Source organism: Streptomyces atroolivaceus, assembly GCF_000717025.1.
GTDB lineage: Bacteria > Actinomycetota > Actinomycetes > Streptomycetales > Streptomycetaceae > Streptomyces > Streptomyces atroolivaceus.
On sequence record NZ_JNXG01000016.1, the window covers coordinates 106,856 to 125,520 of the forward strand.

The following is an 18,665-nucleotide window of genomic DNA, read 5'->3' on the forward strand; positions in this document are numbered from 1 at the left end:
CCGGCGGTCCCATGCCTCCCACTCTCGCCTCCCTCGTCCAGCACTCGGCGCTCAAGCTCGTCGTCCGGGCGGGCGCCGACCGGCTCGGCACACCGGTGCGCTGGGCGCACGCCAGTGAGCTCGCCGACCCGGTCCCGTACATGGACGGCGGTGAACTGCTCCTCGTCACGGCGACCAACCTCGACGCCAGGGACCCGGCGACGATGCGCCGGTACGTACAGCGGCTGGTCGGTGCCGGGGTCGCCGGGATCGGCTTCGGTGTGGGTGTCACCTACGAGGAGATCCCGCCGGCGCTCGTGGACGCGGCCGAGGAGACCGGGCTGCCGCTCCTCGAAGTGCCCCGGCGTACGCCGTTTCTCGCGATCAGCAAGGCGGTGTCGGCCGCGATCGCCGCCGACCAGTACAGATCGGTCACGGCCGGCTTCGAGGCCCAGCGGGAACTGACCCGGGCCGCGGTCGCCGGGGACGGCCCGGGGGACCTGCTCACCCGCCTGGCCGCGCACGTGGACGGCTGGGCCGCGCTGTACGACACCTCGGGCGCCGTCGTCGCCGCGGCGCCCGACTGGGCAGCCCGCCGCGCGGCCCGGCTCACGCCCGAGGTGGAGCGGCTGCGGGGCCGCCCCGCCCCGGCCAGCGCGGTCGTCGGCGACAGTGACAGTGACGACCGCGTCGAGCTCCAGTCCCTGGGCGCCGGCCGCCGGAACCGCGGTGCGCTGGCCGTCGGCACGGGAGCGGCGCTCGGGACGGCCGAGCGCTACGCGGTGCACTCCGCGGTGGCCCTGCTGACCCTGACCACGGCCCGTTCCCGCGCGCTCCAGGGGGCTGAGCAGCGCCTCGGTGCCGCGGTCCTGCGCATGCTGCTGGCCGGCGAGTCCGACCACGCACGGGCCGTCGCGGGGGACCTGTACGGCGGACTGCTCGACGCCCCCTTCCGGCTGCTGATCGCCGAGTCCACGGCCGCCACCGGGACCGAGCTGCTCGCCGAGACGATGGAGGCCGCCGCCTCCCGGTCCGGCGAGGCGCTGCTGGCGGTGCCCGAGGGCGAACGTCTCGTGGTGCTGGCCGTGGACGGCGGCGCGGCGGTCGCGGCCTGCGCGGCCCACGCCCGGGCCACGGACGACCGGCCGGCGCGCGAGCCGGGTGCCGACGACGCCGACGTGGTCGTCGGCATGTCCGCCCCCGCGGGCCCGATCGCCGTGTCCGCCGCGTACAAACAGGCCGAACAGGCACTCTCGGTCGCCCGCCGCCGGGGCAGGGCCCTGGTCGAGCACGAGGAGCTCGCGGCGGGCTCCGTCCTGCCGCTCCTCGCCGACGACGCCGTACGGGCCTTCGCCGACGGGATGCTGCGACCGCTGCAGGAACACGACGCGAAGGGCCGGGGCGACCTGGTCGCCTCCTTGCGTGCCTGGCTCTCCCGGCACGGCCAGTGGGACGCCGCGGCCGCGGACCTGGGCGTCCACCGCCACACCCTCCGCTACCGGATGCGCCGGGTGGAGGAGATCCTGGGCCGCTCGCTGGACGACCCGGACGTGCGCATGGAGCTGTGGCTGGCACTGAAGGCGACGGCCGCTTCCGCGGGGACGCAGTAGCCCCGTCCGGTTACGACAAACCGGCGCAGGGGCCTTCCCCCGCACTCCACGGAGGACAAGCCTCATCCTCGCCGGATCGCCCTACGGTGGGGCCGAAGGGCGCTCCGTGGCGCCCGGCGATCTTCGTTCACCACCCCCGAAGGGCCGGAACCGCATGACTTCCACCCACGCCTTCTGGCTGGCCGGCCGCCAGGCCACCGGCGAGGACAGCTTCGACGTCACCAATCCCTGGGACGGCCGTCTCGTCGGCACGGTCGCCGTGCCGACCGACGCGCAGGTCGAGGAGGCCGTCGCAGCCGCGTACGCCGTGCGCGAGGAGTTCGCCGCGACCCCGGCGCACGTACGGGCCGCCGCGCTCGACCACGTCGTACGCCGCCTCACCGAGCGCACCGAGGAGATCGCCCAGCTGATCTCCGCCGAGAACGGCAAGCCCGTCAAGTGGGCCCGTGGTGAGGTCGGCCGCGCCGTCTCCGTCTTCCGGTTCGCCGCCGAGGAGGCCCGCCGCTTCAACGGCGGCGACGCCCAGCGGCTGGACACGGACGCCGGCGGGACCGGCCGGCTCGGACTGACCCGGCGCTTCCCGCGCGGCCCCGTCCTCGGTATCGCGCCCTTCAACTTCCCGCTCAACCTGAGCGCCCACAAGGTCGCTCCGGCGATCGCCGTCGGTGCGCCGATCATCCTCAAGCCGGCACCGGCCACCCCGATCTCGTCCCTGATCCTGGGCGAGCTGCTGGCCGAGACGGACCTCCCGGCCGGCTCCTGGTCCGTGCTGACCGTGCCCAACGACAAGATGCCCGCCCTGGTCCAGGACGAGCGGCTCCCGGTGATCTCCTTCACCGGATCCGGCCCGGTCGGTTACTCGATCATGGAGTCGGTGCCGCGCAAGCACTGCACCCTGGAGCTCGGCGGCAACGGAGCAGCGGTCGTCCTCGGCGACTACTCCTCCGAGGAGGACCTCGACTGGGCGGCGACCCGTATCGCGACCTTCTCCAACTACCAGGGCGGCCAGTCCTGCATCTCGGTGCAGCGTGTCATCGCCGACGCCACCGTGTACGACCGGCTCGTCCCGAAGATCGTCGCGGCCGTCGAGGCACTGGTGACCGGTGACCCCTCCGACGCGGCCACGGACGTCGGCCCGCTGGTCAGCGAGGACGCCGCCCGTCGCGTCGAGTCCTGGGTCGACGAGGCCGTCGGCGCCGGCGCCACGCTGCTGACCGGTGGCGGGCGCGACGGTGCGACCTACGCCCCGACGGTCCTCACCGACCTCCCCGGCACCACGACGCTCGCCCGCGAGGAGATCTTCGGTCCGGTCCTGTACGTCCAGAAGACCCACGGCGAGGCCGAGGCCTTCGCGGCCGTCAACTCCTCGAAGTACGGCCTGCAGGCGGGCGTCTTCACCCACGACCTGCAGACCGCCTTCCGGGCGCACCGGGCCCTGGAGGTGGGCGGCGTGGTCATCGGCGACGTGCCCTCCTACCGCGCCGACCAGATGCCGTACGGCGGCGCCAAGCAGTCCGGGGTGGGCCGTGAGGGCGTGCGCTACGCCATGGACGACTACACCTACGAGCGGGTGCTGGTCCTCACCGGCCTGGCCCTGTAGCACGGGACACCCACGACGGAGCGGCCGGAGCCCGCTGTGCGGGGGCTCCGGCCGCTCCGTCGGCCCCCTGGGCGGTCACGTCCGTGAATCGTTCCTGCGGTGAACTTCGACGCACGTGCGGGTGAGAGACGACCGTCGACGCCCGCCGGGCACGGGCGGCCGGTAGAACGCGGGGGTGATCAGGAAAATCCTGCGCGGCTTCGGCGCGGTCTCCCTCGCCCTCGTCCCGCTCACCGCTTCCGCACCGGCACAGGCCGCCCGGGCTCCCCAGGGGCCGCAGTCCGCCGGGGTGACCACGCTCGCCGACGCCGTCGGCCTGGTCAAGGTCGCCAAGGAGAACCGGACCGGCTACGCCTCCTCGCACTTCAAGCACTGGAACGCGGGCCTTCTCCCCTCCGACGGCTGCGACACCCGCAACGAGGTGCTGCTCGACGAGGCGGTCAAGGCCCCTGCCGTGGCGGCCGGGTGCGAGCTGACCGGCGGCACCTGGCAGTCGTACTACGACGGCCAGGAGGTGTCCGGCCCCGACACCCTGGGCGTGGCCCACACGGTGCCGCTCGCGGAGGCCTGGGACTCCGGCGCCTCGGCGTGGAGCCCTGCCCGGCGTGAGGCGTACGCGAACGACCAGGGCGCGTCGGCATCGCTGGCCGCGGTGACGGCTCGCGTGAACCGGCAGAGGGCCGCGCAGGATCCGGCCGAGTGGATCCCGCCGGTGCCGGAAGCCCACTGCCGCTACGTGGGGGAGTGGGTGACGACGAAGCTCCGGTGGCAGCTCACCGCCGACAACCCGGAGATGGAGGCGCTCAAGGTGTTCGCCGAAGGGCCCTGCGAGGACACCGTCGTCCAGTACACCCCGGCCCCCTGAACGTGCGCCGCCCGGCACGGCGGATCCCTCACCGGCGGATGATCTTGCGTGACCTCGGGCCTGTCCAGCAGTTGAGGTGATAAGCGGGTGGACACATCCGATGAGAAGAAGACGAGGTCACCACGTGAAGTCACACCGGACGCGATCGCTGCTCCGAGGAGCCGTCGGCTGCTGCGCCGCCCTTATGGCCGCCGGACTGTCCGCGGGGTCGGCCTGCGCCGACGAGACGCACACCAATTCGCACAACGCGCCCCGCGTGGGCCTCATCCAGACCGGGCAGATCGACGACCCCCTGGAGGACGTGCTCGAGCACGCGGCGGTCCTGGGCACCACGTACGTCTACGACTGAGGCCCGTGCCGGGAGGCCGCCCGCGGTGTACTCAGCCGTGGGCGGCCACGTCGTGCCCAGCGGTGGGGGCCACGAGGCGCCCGGACGACGGCGGCTCCGGCTTCCGCGCCGTGGAGGCCGCGTCCCGGGGGTCCCGCGCCCCGGCGGGGCGCCGGTACCGCGCGGTGTGCGGGCGGTCCACGGACAGCCGGCCGGATGCCGGTCACCACGCCACGGACCCGCCGGCGCCCGGGACGGACGAGGTCGCCCGACCGGCCGAGCGGCCCCGGCCCGGCATCGAGCGGCGAATCCGCCTCCCGGCAGGCCGCACCGGCCGGGACGGGTGCTGTGAGGGCTCCCACGCCGGGCAACCGCGCGCCGGCTCCGGCAGCTTCCGCGGACTCGGGGGAGCCGCCGCAGAGGTGGTGGGGGTGGCGCAGATCGGGTAGATACGGACGAGTGGTACCGATCGGCACGCGTACGGCCCGACCCATATCCCGACTCGCGGCGAGGTGAGCTCCTCATGTCCGCCCCATCCGACATCCCCCAGGCCCCCAAAGTCACCGAGCGCGAAGCACGGCAGGTGGCCGAGGCCGCCCGTGAACAGGACTGGCGCAAACCGAGTTTCGCCAAGGAACTCTTCCTCGGACGCTTCCGGCTGGACCTGATCCACCCCCACCCCCAGCCGGCCCCGGACGACGTACGGCGAGGCGAGGCATTCCTCGCCCGGCTGCGCGAGTTCTGCGAGAACCACGTCGACGGCGCCCTCATCGAGCGTGAGGCCCGGATCCCCGACGAGGTGATCAACGGCCTCAAGGAACTCGGCGCCCTCGGCATGAAGATCGAGACCAAGTACGGAGGCCTGGGGCTGACCCAGGTCTACTACAACAAGGCGCTCGCACTGGCCGGTTCGGCGAACCCCTCGATCGGTGCGCTGCTCTCCGCCCACCAGTCGATCGGCGTACCGCAGCCGCTGAAGATGTTCGGTACGCAGGAGCAGAAGGACGCCTTCCTGCCCCGCCTCGCGCGCACGGACATCTCCGCCTTCCTCCTCACCGAACCCGACGTCGGCTCCGACCCGGCGCGCCTCGCGACCACGGCCGTACCCGACGGTGACGACTACGTCCTGGACGGTGTGAAGCTCTGGACGACCAACGGCGTCGTCGCCGACCTGCTCGTCGTCATGGCCCGGGTCCCCGCGTCCGAAGGCCGCAAGGGCGGCATCACAGCCTTCGTCGTGGAGGCGGACTCCCCGGGCATCACCGTGGAGCACCGCAACGCCTTCATGGGACTGCGCGGCATCGAGAACGGGGTGACCCGGTTCCACGAGGTCCGCGTCCCCGCCGCGAACCGCATCGGCCCGGAGGGCGCCGGCCTCAAGATCGCCCTCACCACGCTCAACACCGGCCGTCTCTCGCTGCCCGCCATGTGCGTCGGCGTCGGGAAGTGGTCGCTCAAGATCGCCCGTGAATGGTCGGCGGTCCGCGAGCAGTGGGGCAGGGCGGTCGCCCGGCACGAGGCGGTCGGCGCGAAGATCTCCTTCATCGCCGCCACCACCTTCGCCCTCGAAGCGGTCGTCGACCTCTCCTCGCAGATGGCCGACGAGAGCCGCAACGACATCCGCATCGAGGCCGCCCTCGCCAAGCTGTACGGCTCGGAGATGGGCTGGCTGATCTCCGACGAACTCGTCCAGATCCGCGGCGGGCGCGGCTTCGAGACGGCCGCCTCGCTCGCGGCCCGCGGCGAACGCGCCGTCCCCGCCGAGCAGATGCTCCGCGACATGCGGATCAACCGGATCTTCGAGGGCTCCACGGAGATCATGCACCTGCTGATCGCCCGCGAGGCCGTCGACGCCCACCTCAAGGTCGCCGGCGACATCATCGATCCCGACAAGCCGCTCTCCGACAAGGCGAAGGCGGGCGCCAACGCCGCCGGCTTCTACGCACGCTGGCTGCCGAAGCTGGTCAGCGGCCCCGGCCTGCTGCCCAACGCCTACGGCGAGTTCCGTGTCCCCGGCCACCCCGACCTCTCCGTGCACCTGCGGTACGTCGAGCGCTCGGCCCGCAAGCTGGCCAGATCCACCTTCTACGCGATGTCACGCTGGCAGGGCCGCATGGAGACCAAGCAGGGTTTCCTCGGCCGGATCGTCGACATCGGCGCCGAACTCTTCGCGATGAGCGCCGCCTGCGTCCGCGCCGAGCACCTGCGGGCCGACGACGACCACGGCCGCGAGGCCTACCAGCTCGCGGACGTGTTCTGCCGGCAGTCTCGCATCCGCGTGGAGGAGCTCTTCAACCGGCTCTGGTCCAACACCGACGACATCGACAAGCGCGTCGTGGACGGGGTCCTCTCCGGGACCTACACCTGGCTGGAGGAGGGCGTCATCGACCCCAGTGGCGACGGCCCCTGGATCGCCGACGCCACCCCGGGCCCGGCCACCGGGGACGACGTCCACCGCCCCATCCGCTGAACCCGGCGGCACCCCGTGGGGCCCGTCCACTGCCTGGACGAGCCCCGCAGGGCTGCCCGCCGCACGGCAAAATGGGGGCCCGTGACCGTCATCGACATCCCCGGCTCCAAGTCCGTCACCGCCCGCGCCCTGTTCCTGGCGGCCGCGGCGGACGGCACCACCACCCTCTTGCGGCCCCTGCACTCGGACGACACCGAGGGGTTCACCGAAGGGCTGACCCGCCTCGGATACGAGGTCGGCCGCGAGCCGGACCGATGGCACATCGAGGGGCGGCCCTCGGGGCCGTCCGCCACGGACGCCGAGGTGCACTGCCGCGACGGAGCCACCACCGCGCGCTTCCTGCCGACACTCGCCGCGGCGGCGGCCTCCGGCACCTACCGGTTCGACGCCTCCGCGCAGATGCGCCGCCGCCCCCTCGCGCCCCTCACCGAGGCCCTCCGCTCCCTCGGCGTCGACCTGCGCCACGAAGGGGCGGAGGGGCATCACCCGCTCACCATCGAGGCGTCGGGCGTCAAGGGCGGCGAACTGACCCTGGACGCGGGGGAGTCGTCCCAGTACCTCACCGCTCTGCTGATGCTCGGCCCGCTCACCGCCGAAGGCCTCCGGATCGACGTCACGGAGCTCGTCTCGGCCCCGTACATCGAGATCACCCTCGCGATGATGCGCAGCTTCGGCGTCGAGGTCGTCCGGGACGGGAACACCTTCGGCGTCCCCCCGGGCGGCTACCGTGCCACCACCTACGCCGTCGAACCCGACGCCTCCACAGCGAGCTACTTCTTCGCCGCTGCCGCCCTCACGGGCGACGAGGTCACCGTCCCCGGCCTCGGCACGGGCGCACTCCAGGGCGACCTGCGCTTCACCGACGTGCTGCGCCGGATGGGCGCCGAGGTGCGTACGACCGCGGACTCCACGACGGTACGGTCCTCCGGCCGGCTCTCGGGCCTCACCGTCAACATGCGCGACATCTCCGACACGATGCCGACCCTCGCGGCGATCGCGCCCTTCGCCACCTCGCCGGTGCGGATCGAGGACGTCGCCAACACCCGGGTGAAGGAGTGCGACCGGCTGGAGGCCTGCGCGGAGAACCTGCGGGCCATGGGCATCACCGTCCGCACCGGACCCGACTGGATCGAGATCCACCCCGGCACCCCGCGTCCCACCGAGATCGTCACCCACGGCGACCACCGCATCGTGATGTCGTTCGCCGTCGCGGGTCTGCGCACGCCCGGTATGAGCTACGACGACCCCGGCTGCGTACGGAAGACGTTCCCGGGGTTCCACGAGGCGTTCGCGGACTTCGTGGCGAGGAGCGCCGGCCGGAAATGACCGTGCGGCCCGGGACGGGGCGCACCACGGTCGCGCGCATGACGTCCCGGAACGATGTCGTCTCCGTGCCGGCGCTGCTGCGCCACGCCGGCGCCGCCGTGGTGATCGCCGGGGGCCGGGGCACCGACGCCCTGCTCGGCGACGAACCTGCCGGACGCGACCTGGCGGTCATGCGCCGGCTGCGGGAGCAGTTCGGCATCGGTACGGCTTTCTGAGCCCCGGATGCCGCACAATCGAGCCTCGGCCGCGATGCGGGACACCGGTCCGGCGCGTCAACGGGAGACAGGGGCAGGGATGTTCGGGGTGTACGGGGAGGGCGGCCGACGGGGCGCCGTGGCGGCGGGATGCGTGGTGGCGGCCCTCGTGGGCCTCACCGGATGTGGCAGCGGCGACACCGGCAAGGGTGGGGCCGTGCAGAGCCCCGCCCCCTCGCACGCGGCAGCCACGGCGGCTCCGGCCGACGGGCTCACCGAGGCGCAGCTCACCGCCGTCGCCTTCACCGACGGGGAGCCGGCCGGCGCCCTCACGGCGTCCGAGTACACCCTGGACGGGCCGCTCGGAGACGCGTACACCGCCGACCCCGCCGTCTGCCAGCCGCTCGTCAGCCTCGCCGGTGACGTCAGCGACCACGACCCGGTCGCCCAGGTGCAGCGCAAGGCCGACAAGCCCGAGGAGATGCTCGGGGTCACCGTCGACGTGACCCTGCGCTCGTACGGGGACGGCGAGGCCGTGAAGGTCATGGCGTCACTGGACAGGGCCGGCCGGGAGTGCGCCGGAGGCCTCACCGAGGAGCGGGCCGTCGCGCGCGCCAGGTACGAGAAGGTCGAACCCGCCGCGCTGCCCGCCTTCGCGGACGAGGCCGACGAGGCGAAGGCCTACCGCTTCACCGTGCTCGACGTGAAGGGCAAGCTGAAGCTGTACGAGTACCTCACCGTCCTGCGGTCCGGTTCCACCACCCTCGCGTTCCGCGCGGACATCCTCGGCACCGAGGACATCGGCGGGGTTCCGGAGGACGTCATGGCCGCCCAGTGGAAGAAATTCCGTGCCGGGCAGGCCTGAGGCACGCGCGGACGGGGACGCCCTGTCATCGCGCACAGCGGATGCGGCGACAATGGGGGCCATGAGCGACAGCCCCTCACCCCTCGCCGACCCGCATCTCGTCTTCGACGCGGCGGAAGGCCGCCGGGATCTGGTGATCCTCGGCTCCACCGGGTCCATCGGCACCCAGGCCATCGACCTGGTCCTGCGCAACCCCGGGCGTTTCCGCGTCACCGCGCTCTCCGCCGCGGGGGGCAGGGTCCGGCTCCTCGCCGAGCAGGCCCGGCAGCTGCGTGTGCGTACGGTCGCGGTCGCCGACGGGGACAAGGTGCCGGCGCTCCGCGAGGCCCTGCGTGAGGTCTACGGGGCCGGGGAGCCGCTCCCGGAGATCCTGGCCGGTCCCGACGCCGCGACGGACCTCGCGGCGAGCGACTGCCACACCGTGCTGAACGGGATCACCGGCTCGATCGGTCTCGCCCCCACACTCGCCGCGCTGAGGGCGGGCCGCACCCTCGCCCTGGCGAACAAGGAGTCGCTGATCGTCGGCGGCCCGCTGGTGAAGGCGCTGGCGGCCCCCGGCCAGATCATCCCGGTCGACTCCGAGCACGCCGCGCTCTTCCAGGCCCTCGCCGCGGGCAAGCGTGCCGACGTGCGCAAGCTCGTCGTCACCGCGTCCGGCGGCCCGTTCCGCGGGCGTACGCGCAGTGAGCTGGACGACGTGACCCGGGAGCAGGCCCTGGCGCACCCCACCTGGGCCATGGGGCCGGTCATCACGGTCAACTCCGCGACCCTGGTCAACAAGGGCCTGGAGGTCATCGAGGCGCACCTCCTCTACGACATCCCGTTCGACCGGATCGAGGTCGTGGTCCACCCCCAGTCGTTCGTTCACTCGATGGTGGAGTTCACCGACGGTTCCACCCTCGCCCAGGCGACCCCGCCCGACATGAGGGGCCCCATCGCCATCGGGCTCGGCTGGCCCGAGCGGGTCCCGGACGCGGCCCCCGCCTTCGACTGGACGACGGCCTCCAGCTGGGAGTTCTTCCCGCTCGACACCGAGGCGTTCCCGTCCGTCGGGCTCGCCCGGCACGTCGGCACCCTGGGCGGCACGGCACCGGCGGTGTTCAACGCGGCCAACGAGGAGTGCGTGGACGCGTTCCTGGCGGGACGGCTGCCGTTCAACGGAATCATGGATACGGTCACATCGGTGGTGGCCGAACACGGCACCCCCGCCACGGGAACTTCACTGACGGTCGCGGACGTCCTCGAAGCGGAGACCTGGGCCCGGTCCAGGGCCCGCGAACTCTCGGCGGAAGCGACAGCGGAGGCGCACGCATGAGCATGACGACGATCCTGATGACGATCCTCGGTATCGCCATCTTCGCCGTGGGTCTGCTGTTCTCGATCGCCTGGCACGAACTGGGCCACCTGTCGACGGCCAAGCTCTTCGGCATCAGGGTGCCGCAGTACATGGTCGGCTTCGGGCCGACCATCTGGTCGCGCAGGAAGGGCGAGACCGAGTACGGCATCAAGGCGATCCCCGCGGGCGGCTACATCCGCATGATCGGCATGTTCCCCCCGGGGCCCGACGGCCGGATCGAAGCACGCTCCACCTCACCGTGGCGCGGGATGATCGAGGACGCCCGCTCCGCCGCCTTCGAAGAGCTCGAGCCGGGCGACGAGACACGCCTCTTCTACACGCGCAAGCCGTGGAAGCGCGTGATCGTGATGTTCGCCGGCCCCTTCATGAACCTGGTCCTGGCCGTCGCGATCTTCATGGGCGTGGCCATGACCTTCGGCTTCCAGACACAGACCACCGAGGTCGCGGGCGTCCAGCAGTGCGTGATCGCGCAGAGCGAGAACCGTGACACCTGCAAGGCGTCCGACCCGGTGTCGCCGGCCAAGGCCGCCGGACTGAGGGAGGGCGACACGATCGTCGCCTTCAACGGGCAGAAGATCGACGACTGGGCGACCCTCTCGGACAGGATCCGGCAGACCATCGGCCCCGCCACCATCACCGTGCAGCGCGACGGTCAGGAACAGACCCTCGACGCCGTCCTGAAGAAGAACGCCGTCGCCAAGAAGGACGCCGACGGCCAGGTCGTCCCCGACCAGTACATCAGCGCCGGTTACCTCGGCTTCGCCGCCAGGACGGAGATCCTGCCGCTCTCCTTCGGCGACTCGGTCGTCCGCATGGGCGACATGATCGAGAACGGTGTCGACTCGATCATCGCCCTGCCCTCCAAGATCCCCGACCTGTGGAACGCGGCGTTCAGCGACGGCGAGCGCGCCGACGACTCCCCGGTCGGCGTGGTCGGCGCCGCCCGGATCGGCGGCGAGGTGATGAACCTGGACATCCCGGCACAGAACCAGGTCGCGATGATGCTGTTCCTGCTGGCGGGCTTCAACCTCTCACTGTTCCTCTTCAACATGCTGCCCCTCCTCCCCCTGGACGGCGGGCACATCGCGGGCGCCCTCTGGGAATCCCTGCGCCGGAATGTGGCCAGGGTCTTCAAGCGACCCGACCCCGGCCCGTTCGACGTGGCGAAACTCATGCCCGTCGCCTATGTCGTCGCCGGGATCTTCATCTGCTTCACGCTGCTGGTGCTGGTCGCCGACATCGTGAACCCCGTGAAGATCACCTGACGTCCCACACGTCCCATGGGTGGCGGCCGGCCACACAGCTGGTGTCCGGCCGCCCACCAAAGAGCGGTTTGACCGGCATGGGTGCGCCCCGTTCTCCTGGGGTGCCGTAACCTCGGAGCCTGGAGCCCGCCGTTCTCGGGACCTCGATCCACACTGATCCACACCTTGGGGATGCTCAGCGCATGACTGCGATTTCTCTCGGAATGCCGGCCGTTCCGACCAAGCTCGCCGACCGTCGGGTCAGCCGCCAGATCCAGGTCGGCACGGTCGCGGTCGGCGGTGACGCACCGGTGTCGGTGCAGTCCATGACAACGACCCGTACGTCGGACATCGGTGCGACGCTGCAGCAGATCGCGGAGCTGACGGCCTCGGGCTGCCAGATCGTGCGGGTGGCGTGTCCGACACAGGACGACGCGGACGCGCTGGCGACGATCGCGAAGAAGTCGCAGATCCCGGTGATCGCGGACATCCACTTCCAGCCGAAGTACGTGTTCGCGGCGATCGACGCGGGCTGCGCCGCGGTCCGGGTGAACCCGGGCAACATCAAGCAGTTCGACGACAAGGTCAAGGAGATCGCGAAGGCGGCCGGGGACGCGGGCACCCCGATCCGCATCGGCGTGAACGCGGGCTCCCTGGACGCGCGGCTCCTGAAGAAGTACGGCAAGGCGACGCCCGAGGCGCTCGTGGAGTCGGCGCTGTGGGAGGCGTCGCTCTTCGAGGAGCACGGCTTCCGGGACATCAAGATCTCGGTCAAGCACAACGACCCGGTCGTCATGGTGAACGCCTACCGCCAGCTGGCCGCGGCGTCGGACTACCCGCTGCACCTGGGTGTGACGGAGGCCGGCCCGGCGTTCCAGGGGACGATCAAGTCCGCGGTGGCGTTCGGCGCGCTGCTGTCCGAGGGCATCGGGGACACGATCCGGGTGTCGCTGTCGGCTCCTCCCGCGGAGGAGGTCAAGGTCGGACTGCAGATCCTCGAGGCGCTGAACCTGAAGCAGCGGCGGCTGGAGATCGTGTCGTGCCCGTCGTGCGGTCGCGCACAGGTGGATGTGTACAAGCTCGCGGACCAGGTGAGCGCGGGCCTCGAGGGCATGGAGGTCCCGCTGCGGGTCGCCGTGATGGGCTGTGTCGTGAACGGCCCCGGTGAGGCCCGCGAGGCGGACCTGGGTGTGGCGTCCGGCAACGGCAAGGGCCAGATCTTCGTGAAGGGCGAGGTCATCAAGACCGTCCCGGAGTCGAAGATCGTGGAGACCCTCATCGAGGAAGCCATGAAGATCGCGGAGCAGATGGAGAAGGACGGCATCGCCTCGGGCGAGCCCCAGGTCTCCATCGCCGGCTGACCGCCCATCGCCTTTCCGTGCCCCGCAGGCCGTGTCCTGCGGGGCACAGCCGTGCTTCCCGGGCCGACGGCCATTCCCCGGGCGGGGCGGGCGCCCCGTAGCCTTGTCGGTTACAGTGCGGACATCAGCAGACCGTTCGGTGAGGCCCCAGTGTTGACGCAGACCACTACCCGGGTCCTCGACCCCGGCGAGCTCCCCGCCGCGCTCGCCATCCTCGAGAGCGAACCCGTGGCCAACGCGTTCGTCACCTCCCGCGTCCAGGTCGCCGGACTGGATCCCTGGCGCCTCGGCGGCGAGATGTGGGGCTGGTACGCCGACGGCCGGCTGCGCTCGCTCTGCTACTCCGGGGCCAACCTCGTGCCGATCTGCGCCACCCCCGAGGCCGTAACGGCGTTCGCCGACCGGGCCCGGAGGGCCGGCCGCCGCTGCTCCTCGATCGTCGGACCGGCCGGCCCCACGGCCCAGCTGTGGAGCCTCCTGGAACCCAGCTGGGGCCCCGCCCGTGAGGTCCGTCCCCACCAGCCGCTCATGGTGGCCGAGCGCCCCTCGTCCGAGGTGGCGCCGGACCCGCTCGTGCGCAGGGTCCGCAAGGAGGAGATGGACGTCCTCATGCCGGCCTGCGTGGCGATGTTCACCGAGGAGGTCGGTATCTCCCCGCTGGCCGGCGACGGCGGGCTCCTCTACCAGGCACGGGTCGCCGAACTGATCGCCGCCGGACGGTCGTTCGCCCGGATCGAGGACGGCAAGGTCGTGTTCAAGGCGGAGATCGGTGCGGCCACCCCCCAGGCCTGCCAGATCCAGGGTGTCTGGGTCGCCCCCGAGGTCCGTGGCCGGGGTCTCTCCGAGACGGGCATGGCGGCGGTCCTGGGCCACGCGCTCAGCGATGTGGCACCGGTCGTCAGCCTGTACGTGAACGACTACAACACCGCTGCGCGCAGGGCCTACAGCCGCGTCGGCTTCCGCGAGACGGGCGCTTTCATGAGCGTGCTGTTCTGACCGGACGGTACGGCCAGTAGGGTTCCCGCATGGCAGCAGCAATCCCCACGTCCCCGTGGGGCTCCGGGACCCCCGACATCGTGGTCGGACCGCTCGACCTCGCCGCCCGCGTCGACGAAGCACTCGCCGTGCAGGCCCAGGCCTTCGGCCTCACCCAGGACGAGATCGACGTACGCCGCCACATCGTCCTGCGGCACCTCGACCACCCGCAGGCCCGTGCCCTCGGCGCCACCGCCGCCGACGGACGGCTCGTCGGATTCGTCTACGGGCTGCCGAACAACCGCACGCACTGGTGGTCCACCGTCGTCGAACCGTATCTGCGCGACACCGGATCCGAGGGCTGGCTCGACGACTCGTTCGTGATCACCGAACTCCACGTCCACCCGGAGTTCCAGCAGCGCGGCATCGGCCGAAGCCTGATCACCACCATCACGGACGCCGTCGACCTGCCCCGTTCCATCCTCTCCGCGATCGACACCGAGAGCCCCGCCCGCGGTCTCTACCGCGCCCTGGGCTACCAGGACCTTGCCAGGCAGGTGCTCTTCCCGAGCGCGCCCAAGCCGTACGCGGTGATGGGCGCGCCCCTGCCGCTGCGCCGCGGCTGAGACCGGCCGCCCTCCCGTGCGCCGGCCGGTCCCGGGAATGGATTTCCGCCCGCGTGGGCCCCCCGGCTAACCTCGGGCTCACCACCCTTCCGAGCAGGAGTTCACCATGGCCCAGGTCCAGCGCATGTCCCGATTGATGATCAAGACACTGCGCGACGACCCGGCGGACGCCGAGACGCTCAACCACAAGCTCCTCGTCCGCGCCGGTTACGTTCGCCGTACCGCGGCCGGCATCTGGTCCTGGCTGCCGCTCGGCAAGAAGGTCCTGGAGAACGTCACCCGGGTCGTCCGCGAGGAGATGGACGCCATCGGCGGCCAGGAGGTCCTCCTCCCGGCGCTGCTGCCCAAGGAGGCGTACGAGGCGAGCGGCCGGTACGACGAGTACGGCGACCTGCTGTTCAGGCTCAAGGACCGCAAGGGCGCCGACTACCTCCTCGGCCCCACCCACGAGGAGATCTTCACCCAGGTCGTCAAGGACATGTGCTCGTCCTACAAGGACCTGCCCGTGATCCTCTACCAGATCCAGACCAAGTACCGCGACGAGGCCCGCCCCCGCGCCGGTGTGCTGCGCGGACGCGAGTTCCAGATGAAGGACTCGTACTCCTTCGACACCACCGACGAGGGCCTGGTCGAGGCGTACCAGCTGCACCGCGCCGCGTACATCCGGATCTTCGAGCGCCTCGGCCTCGACCACCGCGTCGTGTCCGCCGTCTCCGGCGCCATGGGCGGCTCCGCCTCCGAGGAGTTCCTCGCCCCCGCGCCCGCCGGCGAGGACACCTTCGTCGACTGCCCGAACTGCGACTACGCCGCCAACACCGAGGCCGTGACCTTCAAGGCCACTCCGGCCGAATCCTCTGCGACCGGCCCCGTCGAGGAGCTGGACACCCCCGACACCCCGACCATCGAGACCCTCGCCGCCCACCTCGGCGTACCGGCCTCCGCCACCCTGAAGAACCTCCTGGTCAAGGTCGACGGCGAGATCGTGGCCGTCGGCGTGCCCGGCGACCGCGAGGTCGACCTCGGCAAGCTCGGTGAGCACCTCTCTCCCGCCGTCGTCGAGCTCGTCACCGCCGAGGACTTCGTCGGCCGCCCCGACCTGGTGCGCGGCTACGTCGGCCCGCAGGGTCTGGAGAAGGTCCGCTACATCGCCGACCCCCGCGTCGCGGCGGGAACCGCATGGATCACGGGGGCCAACAAGGAGGGCAAGCACGCGAAGAACGTCGTCGCGGGCCGCGACTTCGACGTCGACGAGTACCTCGACGTCGTCGTCGTCGAGGCGGGCGACCCCTGCCCCAACTGCGGCACCGGCCTCCAGGTGGACCGTGCCATCGAGATCGGCCACATCTTCCAGCTCGGCCGCAAGTACGCCGACATCTTCTCCCTCGACGTCCTCGGCCAGCAGGGCAAGCCGGTCCGCGTCACGATGGGCTCCTACGGCATCGGCGTCTCCCGCGCGGTGGCAGCCCTCGCCGAGCAGACCGCCGACGACAAGGGCCTGTGCTGGCCCCGCGAGATCGCCCCGGCCGACGTGCACGTCGTCGCCGCCGGGAAGGCCCTCCAGACCGAGCTGGCCCTCGACGTCTCCGAGAAGCTCAACGCCGCCGGTCTGCGCGTCCTGGTGGACGACCGCGCGGGCGTCTCGCCCGGTGTGAAGTTCACCGACTCCGAGCTGATCGGCGTCCCGCAGATCCTCGTCGCCGGCCGCCGCTCGGCCGAGGGTGTCCTGGAGCTGAAGGACCGTCGCACGGGCGAGCGCGAGGAGCTCACCGTCGACGAGGCGATCGCCCGTCTGACCGACCGGGGCTGACCGCACCGCGCACGAGAGGGCCCCACGCACCGCGTGGGGCCCTCTCCGTGCGGTACCTACAGCCAGCCCGCGAACTCCAGCGACAGCTCGCCGTCCTGCGTGCGGCCCGCCGTCAGCGCACGCGTGCCGGACTCGACGGCCCGGAACAGCGTCCAGCCGCGCAGCCGCGCCTGGTCCACCTCCAGCGACTCGGCGAGCTTCTTGACCCGGCGACGGGCCGTCGCGGCACCGCCGGGCGAGGCGATCAGGTCCTCCACCCGGTCCCGCACCAGCCGCGCCAGGTCGTACGCCCGCTCGCCCGTCAATGGCTCCGGACCGACCGCCAGCCACGGGGCACGCTCCCCGGACAGGACCTTGCTCTGCCGGAAGTTGCCGTGCAGCAGGAAGAGTTCGGGGGACTCCCGGACCAGCTCCTCGCGGGCGGCGAGGGCCGCCGAGACGAGCGGTTCGAGCTCGGGGTCCCGGGCGGCGGCCAGCCGCATGGGCTCGACCTGCCGGGCGGTGCGCTCCGCGACGGTCTCGAAGGGGTGGCCCGCCGGCGGGTCGACCCACAGCCGCCGCACGGTCCCGGCAGCCTCCAGCAGGGCCTTCGCCTCGGGAAGGGAACGCAGGGACACCTCATGGTGCAGCCGTTCCAGCAACAGGGCCTCCTCGGGCACCGCGGCGTCTGGAGCAGCCAGGAGCTCTACGGCACCCCAGCCGTTCCAGTGCGCGAGCGCGGCCCGCTCGAGAGCGGGGGAGGCCCCGGGAGGCGCGATCTTCAGCACACCGGGCGTCCCGTCCGTCCGGTGCACCAGGAGGACGATGCTGCTGCGCCCGCCGGGGGCACACACCCGGTCGAGGGAGACCGAGTGCGCGGACAGCGCGCCGTCGGTGAGCTCGGGCAGCTGCCCGAGCCACTCGGCGGCGGCCGTGTCGCCGTACGTCTCGCCGAGCGCTCGCACCAGACGCTGCGGCGGTTCGAAACCCATACGTGCCTTGTTCCCTTTCGGAGCGTGCTCAGTTGCTCAGTGCGTGGCACCCGTGGCGCCCGCCTCCGCCGTGTCGTCCGGCGGGGCGGCCTTCTCGACGAGCCCAGGAAAGGCTACGCCGGTGCCGCGCCAGCGCACCGCACGTACGGCGGCCTCGCGCAGCGCGCCCGCGGCGTCCTTGCGCAGCGGCCCCACGGATGCCCGTACGAGATCGGCGTAGACGCCGGCCATCCGGTCCTCCAGCACGGCGGCGAGCCGCGTCGCGGTCGCCGGATCCCGCACCGCGAAGGGCAGAGAGTACGCCGCGTGCGCGGCCACCGGCGTACCGCCCAGGTCGCGCACGGTCCGCGCGAGCGCGTCGCGCCGGGCCCGGTGCGCGTCGAAGGCGGCCGTCGCGTCGCTGCGGCGGCCGCCCTCCAGCCGGCCGCCCAGGGCTCCGTATCCGTACACCGCGGCGTGTTCGGCGGCGAGCGCCGCCTGTGCCGCCCGCAGCGTCTCCTCCGTGCCGTCGCTTCCGGCCTCCTGTGTCATGCCGGGGTCTCCTTGGCCAACTCCGTCAGCAGATACGCGTGGGCCGCGCCGGCCGCGGCGATGGAGGCCAGCAGCCTGGCCAGTTCCGGTTCCGCGGTCAGCACGGCTGCCGCGCGGCGGTCCGCCACCCGGCGCTCCTCGGCCGCCAGTTCCCTCAGGGCGCCCCGCGCGTCGGCGGCGCCGGCCGGCGGTGCGGGAGAGCCGGTCGCGGCCTTCGCCGGGCGGCCCAGTGCGGCCAGGTGTTCCCGCACCGCGGCCCCCATCGGGGCCAGCCCGGCGTCGGTCACCGGGTGCGCGGCCGCGACCTGTTCGTAGCGGGAGAGCAGTGAGGTGCTGTCACGGGCGGCCGCCGCCCGCTGTGCCCCTGCCCGGAGCGAGGCGGCCCGGGCGTCCGCGCCCCCGGGGGCCGTTCGCGTATCGGGCCCGCCCCCGCAGCCCGTCAGTACCGCACCCAGGGCGAATGCTCCCGAAGCGGTGAGCGCACTCCTGCGCGTCGTCCCCGTGCGGCGCACTTGTCTCCTTCAGCCTGGTTTCTGACAGTTTTTGACCTGAAGTG

Annotated in this window: 17 protein-coding genes; 14 read left to right on the plus strand and 3 right to left on the minus strand. The window is 72.2% G+C overall.

What is annotated here, in order from left to right; translation table 11 throughout:
• Positions 1-11: 11 nt before the first annotated feature.
• The 14 genes from OO67_RS26720 (at position 12) to OO67_RS26790 (ending at position 16,607) form a co-directional block, all read left to right on the plus strand.
• Entirely contained in the window at positions 12-1,589 is a 1,578-nt protein-coding gene (locus OO67_RS26720) for a PucR family transcriptional regulator (RefSeq protein ID WP_033304115.1), read from the plus strand.
• Positions 1,590-1,743: 154 nt separating this feature from the next.
• The gene (locus OO67_RS26725) at positions 1,744-3,189 is read left to right on the plus strand and encodes an aldehyde dehydrogenase family protein (RefSeq protein ID WP_033304116.1); all 1,446 of its coding nucleotides are present in this window, start codon (positions 1,744-1,746) and stop codon (positions 3,187-3,189) included.
• A 175-nt stretch (positions 3,190-3,364) separates the two neighbouring features.
• Positions 3,365-4,054 (plus strand): DUF1524 domain-containing protein, encoded by a 690-nt coding sequence (locus tag OO67_RS26730; protein ID WP_033304117.1) that lies wholly within the window; start codon positions 3,365-3,367, stop codon positions 4,052-4,054.
• A 124-nt stretch (positions 4,055-4,178) separates the two neighbouring features.
• A complete protein-coding gene (locus tag OO67_RS38760; RefSeq protein WP_157841742.1) occupies positions 4,179-4,403 on the plus strand; it encodes a hypothetical protein in 225 nt (74 codons plus the stop codon).
• 502 nt (positions 4,404-4,905) lie between these two features.
• Positions 4,906-6,852: an acyl-CoA dehydrogenase family protein gene (locus OO67_RS26745; RefSeq protein ID WP_033304121.1), complete on the plus strand. Its 1,947-nt coding sequence runs from the start codon at positions 4,906-4,908 to the stop codon at positions 6,850-6,852.
• Between the two features lie 81 nt (positions 6,853-6,933).
• Positions 6,934-8,178, plus strand: a complete 1,245-nt coding sequence (gene aroA / locus OO67_RS26750) for a 3-phosphoshikimate 1-carboxyvinyltransferase (protein WP_033304123.1) — start codon at positions 6,934-6,936, stop codon at positions 8,176-8,178.
• 38 nt (positions 8,179-8,216) lie between these two features.
• Positions 8,217-8,393: a hypothetical protein gene (locus OO67_RS26755; RefSeq protein ID WP_157841743.1), complete on the plus strand. Its 177-nt coding sequence runs from the start codon at positions 8,217-8,219 to the stop codon at positions 8,391-8,393.
• Positions 8,394-8,472: 79 nt separating this feature from the next.
• The gene (locus OO67_RS38305) at positions 8,473-9,237 is read left to right on the plus strand and encodes a hypothetical protein (RefSeq protein WP_033304127.1); all 765 of its coding nucleotides are present in this window, start codon (positions 8,473-8,475) and stop codon (positions 9,235-9,237) included.
• 52 nt (positions 9,238-9,289) lie between these two features.
• On the plus strand, positions 9,290-10,552 hold the full coding sequence (gene dxr / locus OO67_RS26765; RefSeq protein ID WP_208861088.1) for a 1-deoxy-D-xylulose-5-phosphate reductoisomerase: 1,263 nt from the start codon (positions 9,290-9,292) through the stop codon (positions 10,550-10,552).
• Complete coding sequence (locus tag OO67_RS26770) at positions 10,549-11,859, plus strand: M50 family metallopeptidase (protein WP_033304131.1); 1,311 nt, start codon at positions 10,549-10,551, stop codon at positions 11,857-11,859. Before dxr ends, OO67_RS26770 begins: the two co-directional genes overlap by 4 nt.
• 182 nt (positions 11,860-12,041) lie before the next feature.
• Positions 12,042-13,199 carry a flavodoxin-dependent (E)-4-hydroxy-3-methylbut-2-enyl-diphosphate synthase gene (ispG, locus tag OO67_RS26775; RefSeq protein WP_033304132.1) on the plus strand — a complete coding sequence of 386 codons (1,158 nt, stop codon included), beginning with the start codon at positions 12,042-12,044 and terminating at the stop codon, positions 13,197-13,199.
• A gap of 150 nt (positions 13,200-13,349) precedes the next feature.
• Complete coding sequence (locus tag OO67_RS26780; RefSeq protein ID WP_033304133.1) at positions 13,350-14,195, plus strand: GNAT family N-acetyltransferase; 846 nt, start codon at positions 13,350-13,352, stop codon at positions 14,193-14,195.
• Between the two features lie 29 nt (positions 14,196-14,224).
• Entirely contained in the window at positions 14,225-14,800 is a 576-nt protein-coding gene (locus OO67_RS26785; RefSeq protein WP_033304135.1) for a GNAT family N-acetyltransferase, read from the plus strand.
• 106 nt (positions 14,801-14,906) lie between these two features.
• On the plus strand, positions 14,907-16,607 hold the full coding sequence (locus tag OO67_RS26790; protein ID WP_033304137.1) for a proline--tRNA ligase: 1,701 nt from the start codon (positions 14,907-14,909) through the stop codon (positions 16,605-16,607).
• Positions 16,608-16,663: 56 nt separating this feature from the next.
• Here the strand turns inward: OO67_RS26790 and OO67_RS26795 are convergent, their stop codons facing one another.
• Genes OO67_RS26795 through OO67_RS26805 form a run of 3 tightly spaced genes read right to left on the minus strand, consistent with a single transcriptional unit; the run spans position 16,664 to position 18,621 of the window.
• A complete protein-coding gene (locus OO67_RS26795) occupies positions 16,664-17,578 on the minus strand; it encodes an aminoglycoside phosphotransferase family protein (RefSeq protein WP_033304139.1) in 915 nt (304 codons plus the stop codon).
• Between the two features lie 36 nt (positions 17,579-17,614).
• Entirely contained in the window at positions 17,615-18,109 is a 495-nt protein-coding gene (locus OO67_RS26800) for a ferritin-like domain-containing protein (protein WP_033304141.1), read from the minus strand.
• Positions 18,106-18,621, minus strand: a complete 516-nt coding sequence (locus tag OO67_RS26805) for a hypothetical protein (RefSeq protein WP_033304142.1) — start codon at positions 18,619-18,621, stop codon at positions 18,106-18,108. Before OO67_RS26805 ends, OO67_RS26800 begins: the two co-directional genes overlap by 4 nt.
• Between the last annotated feature and the right edge of the window lie 44 nt (positions 18,622-18,665).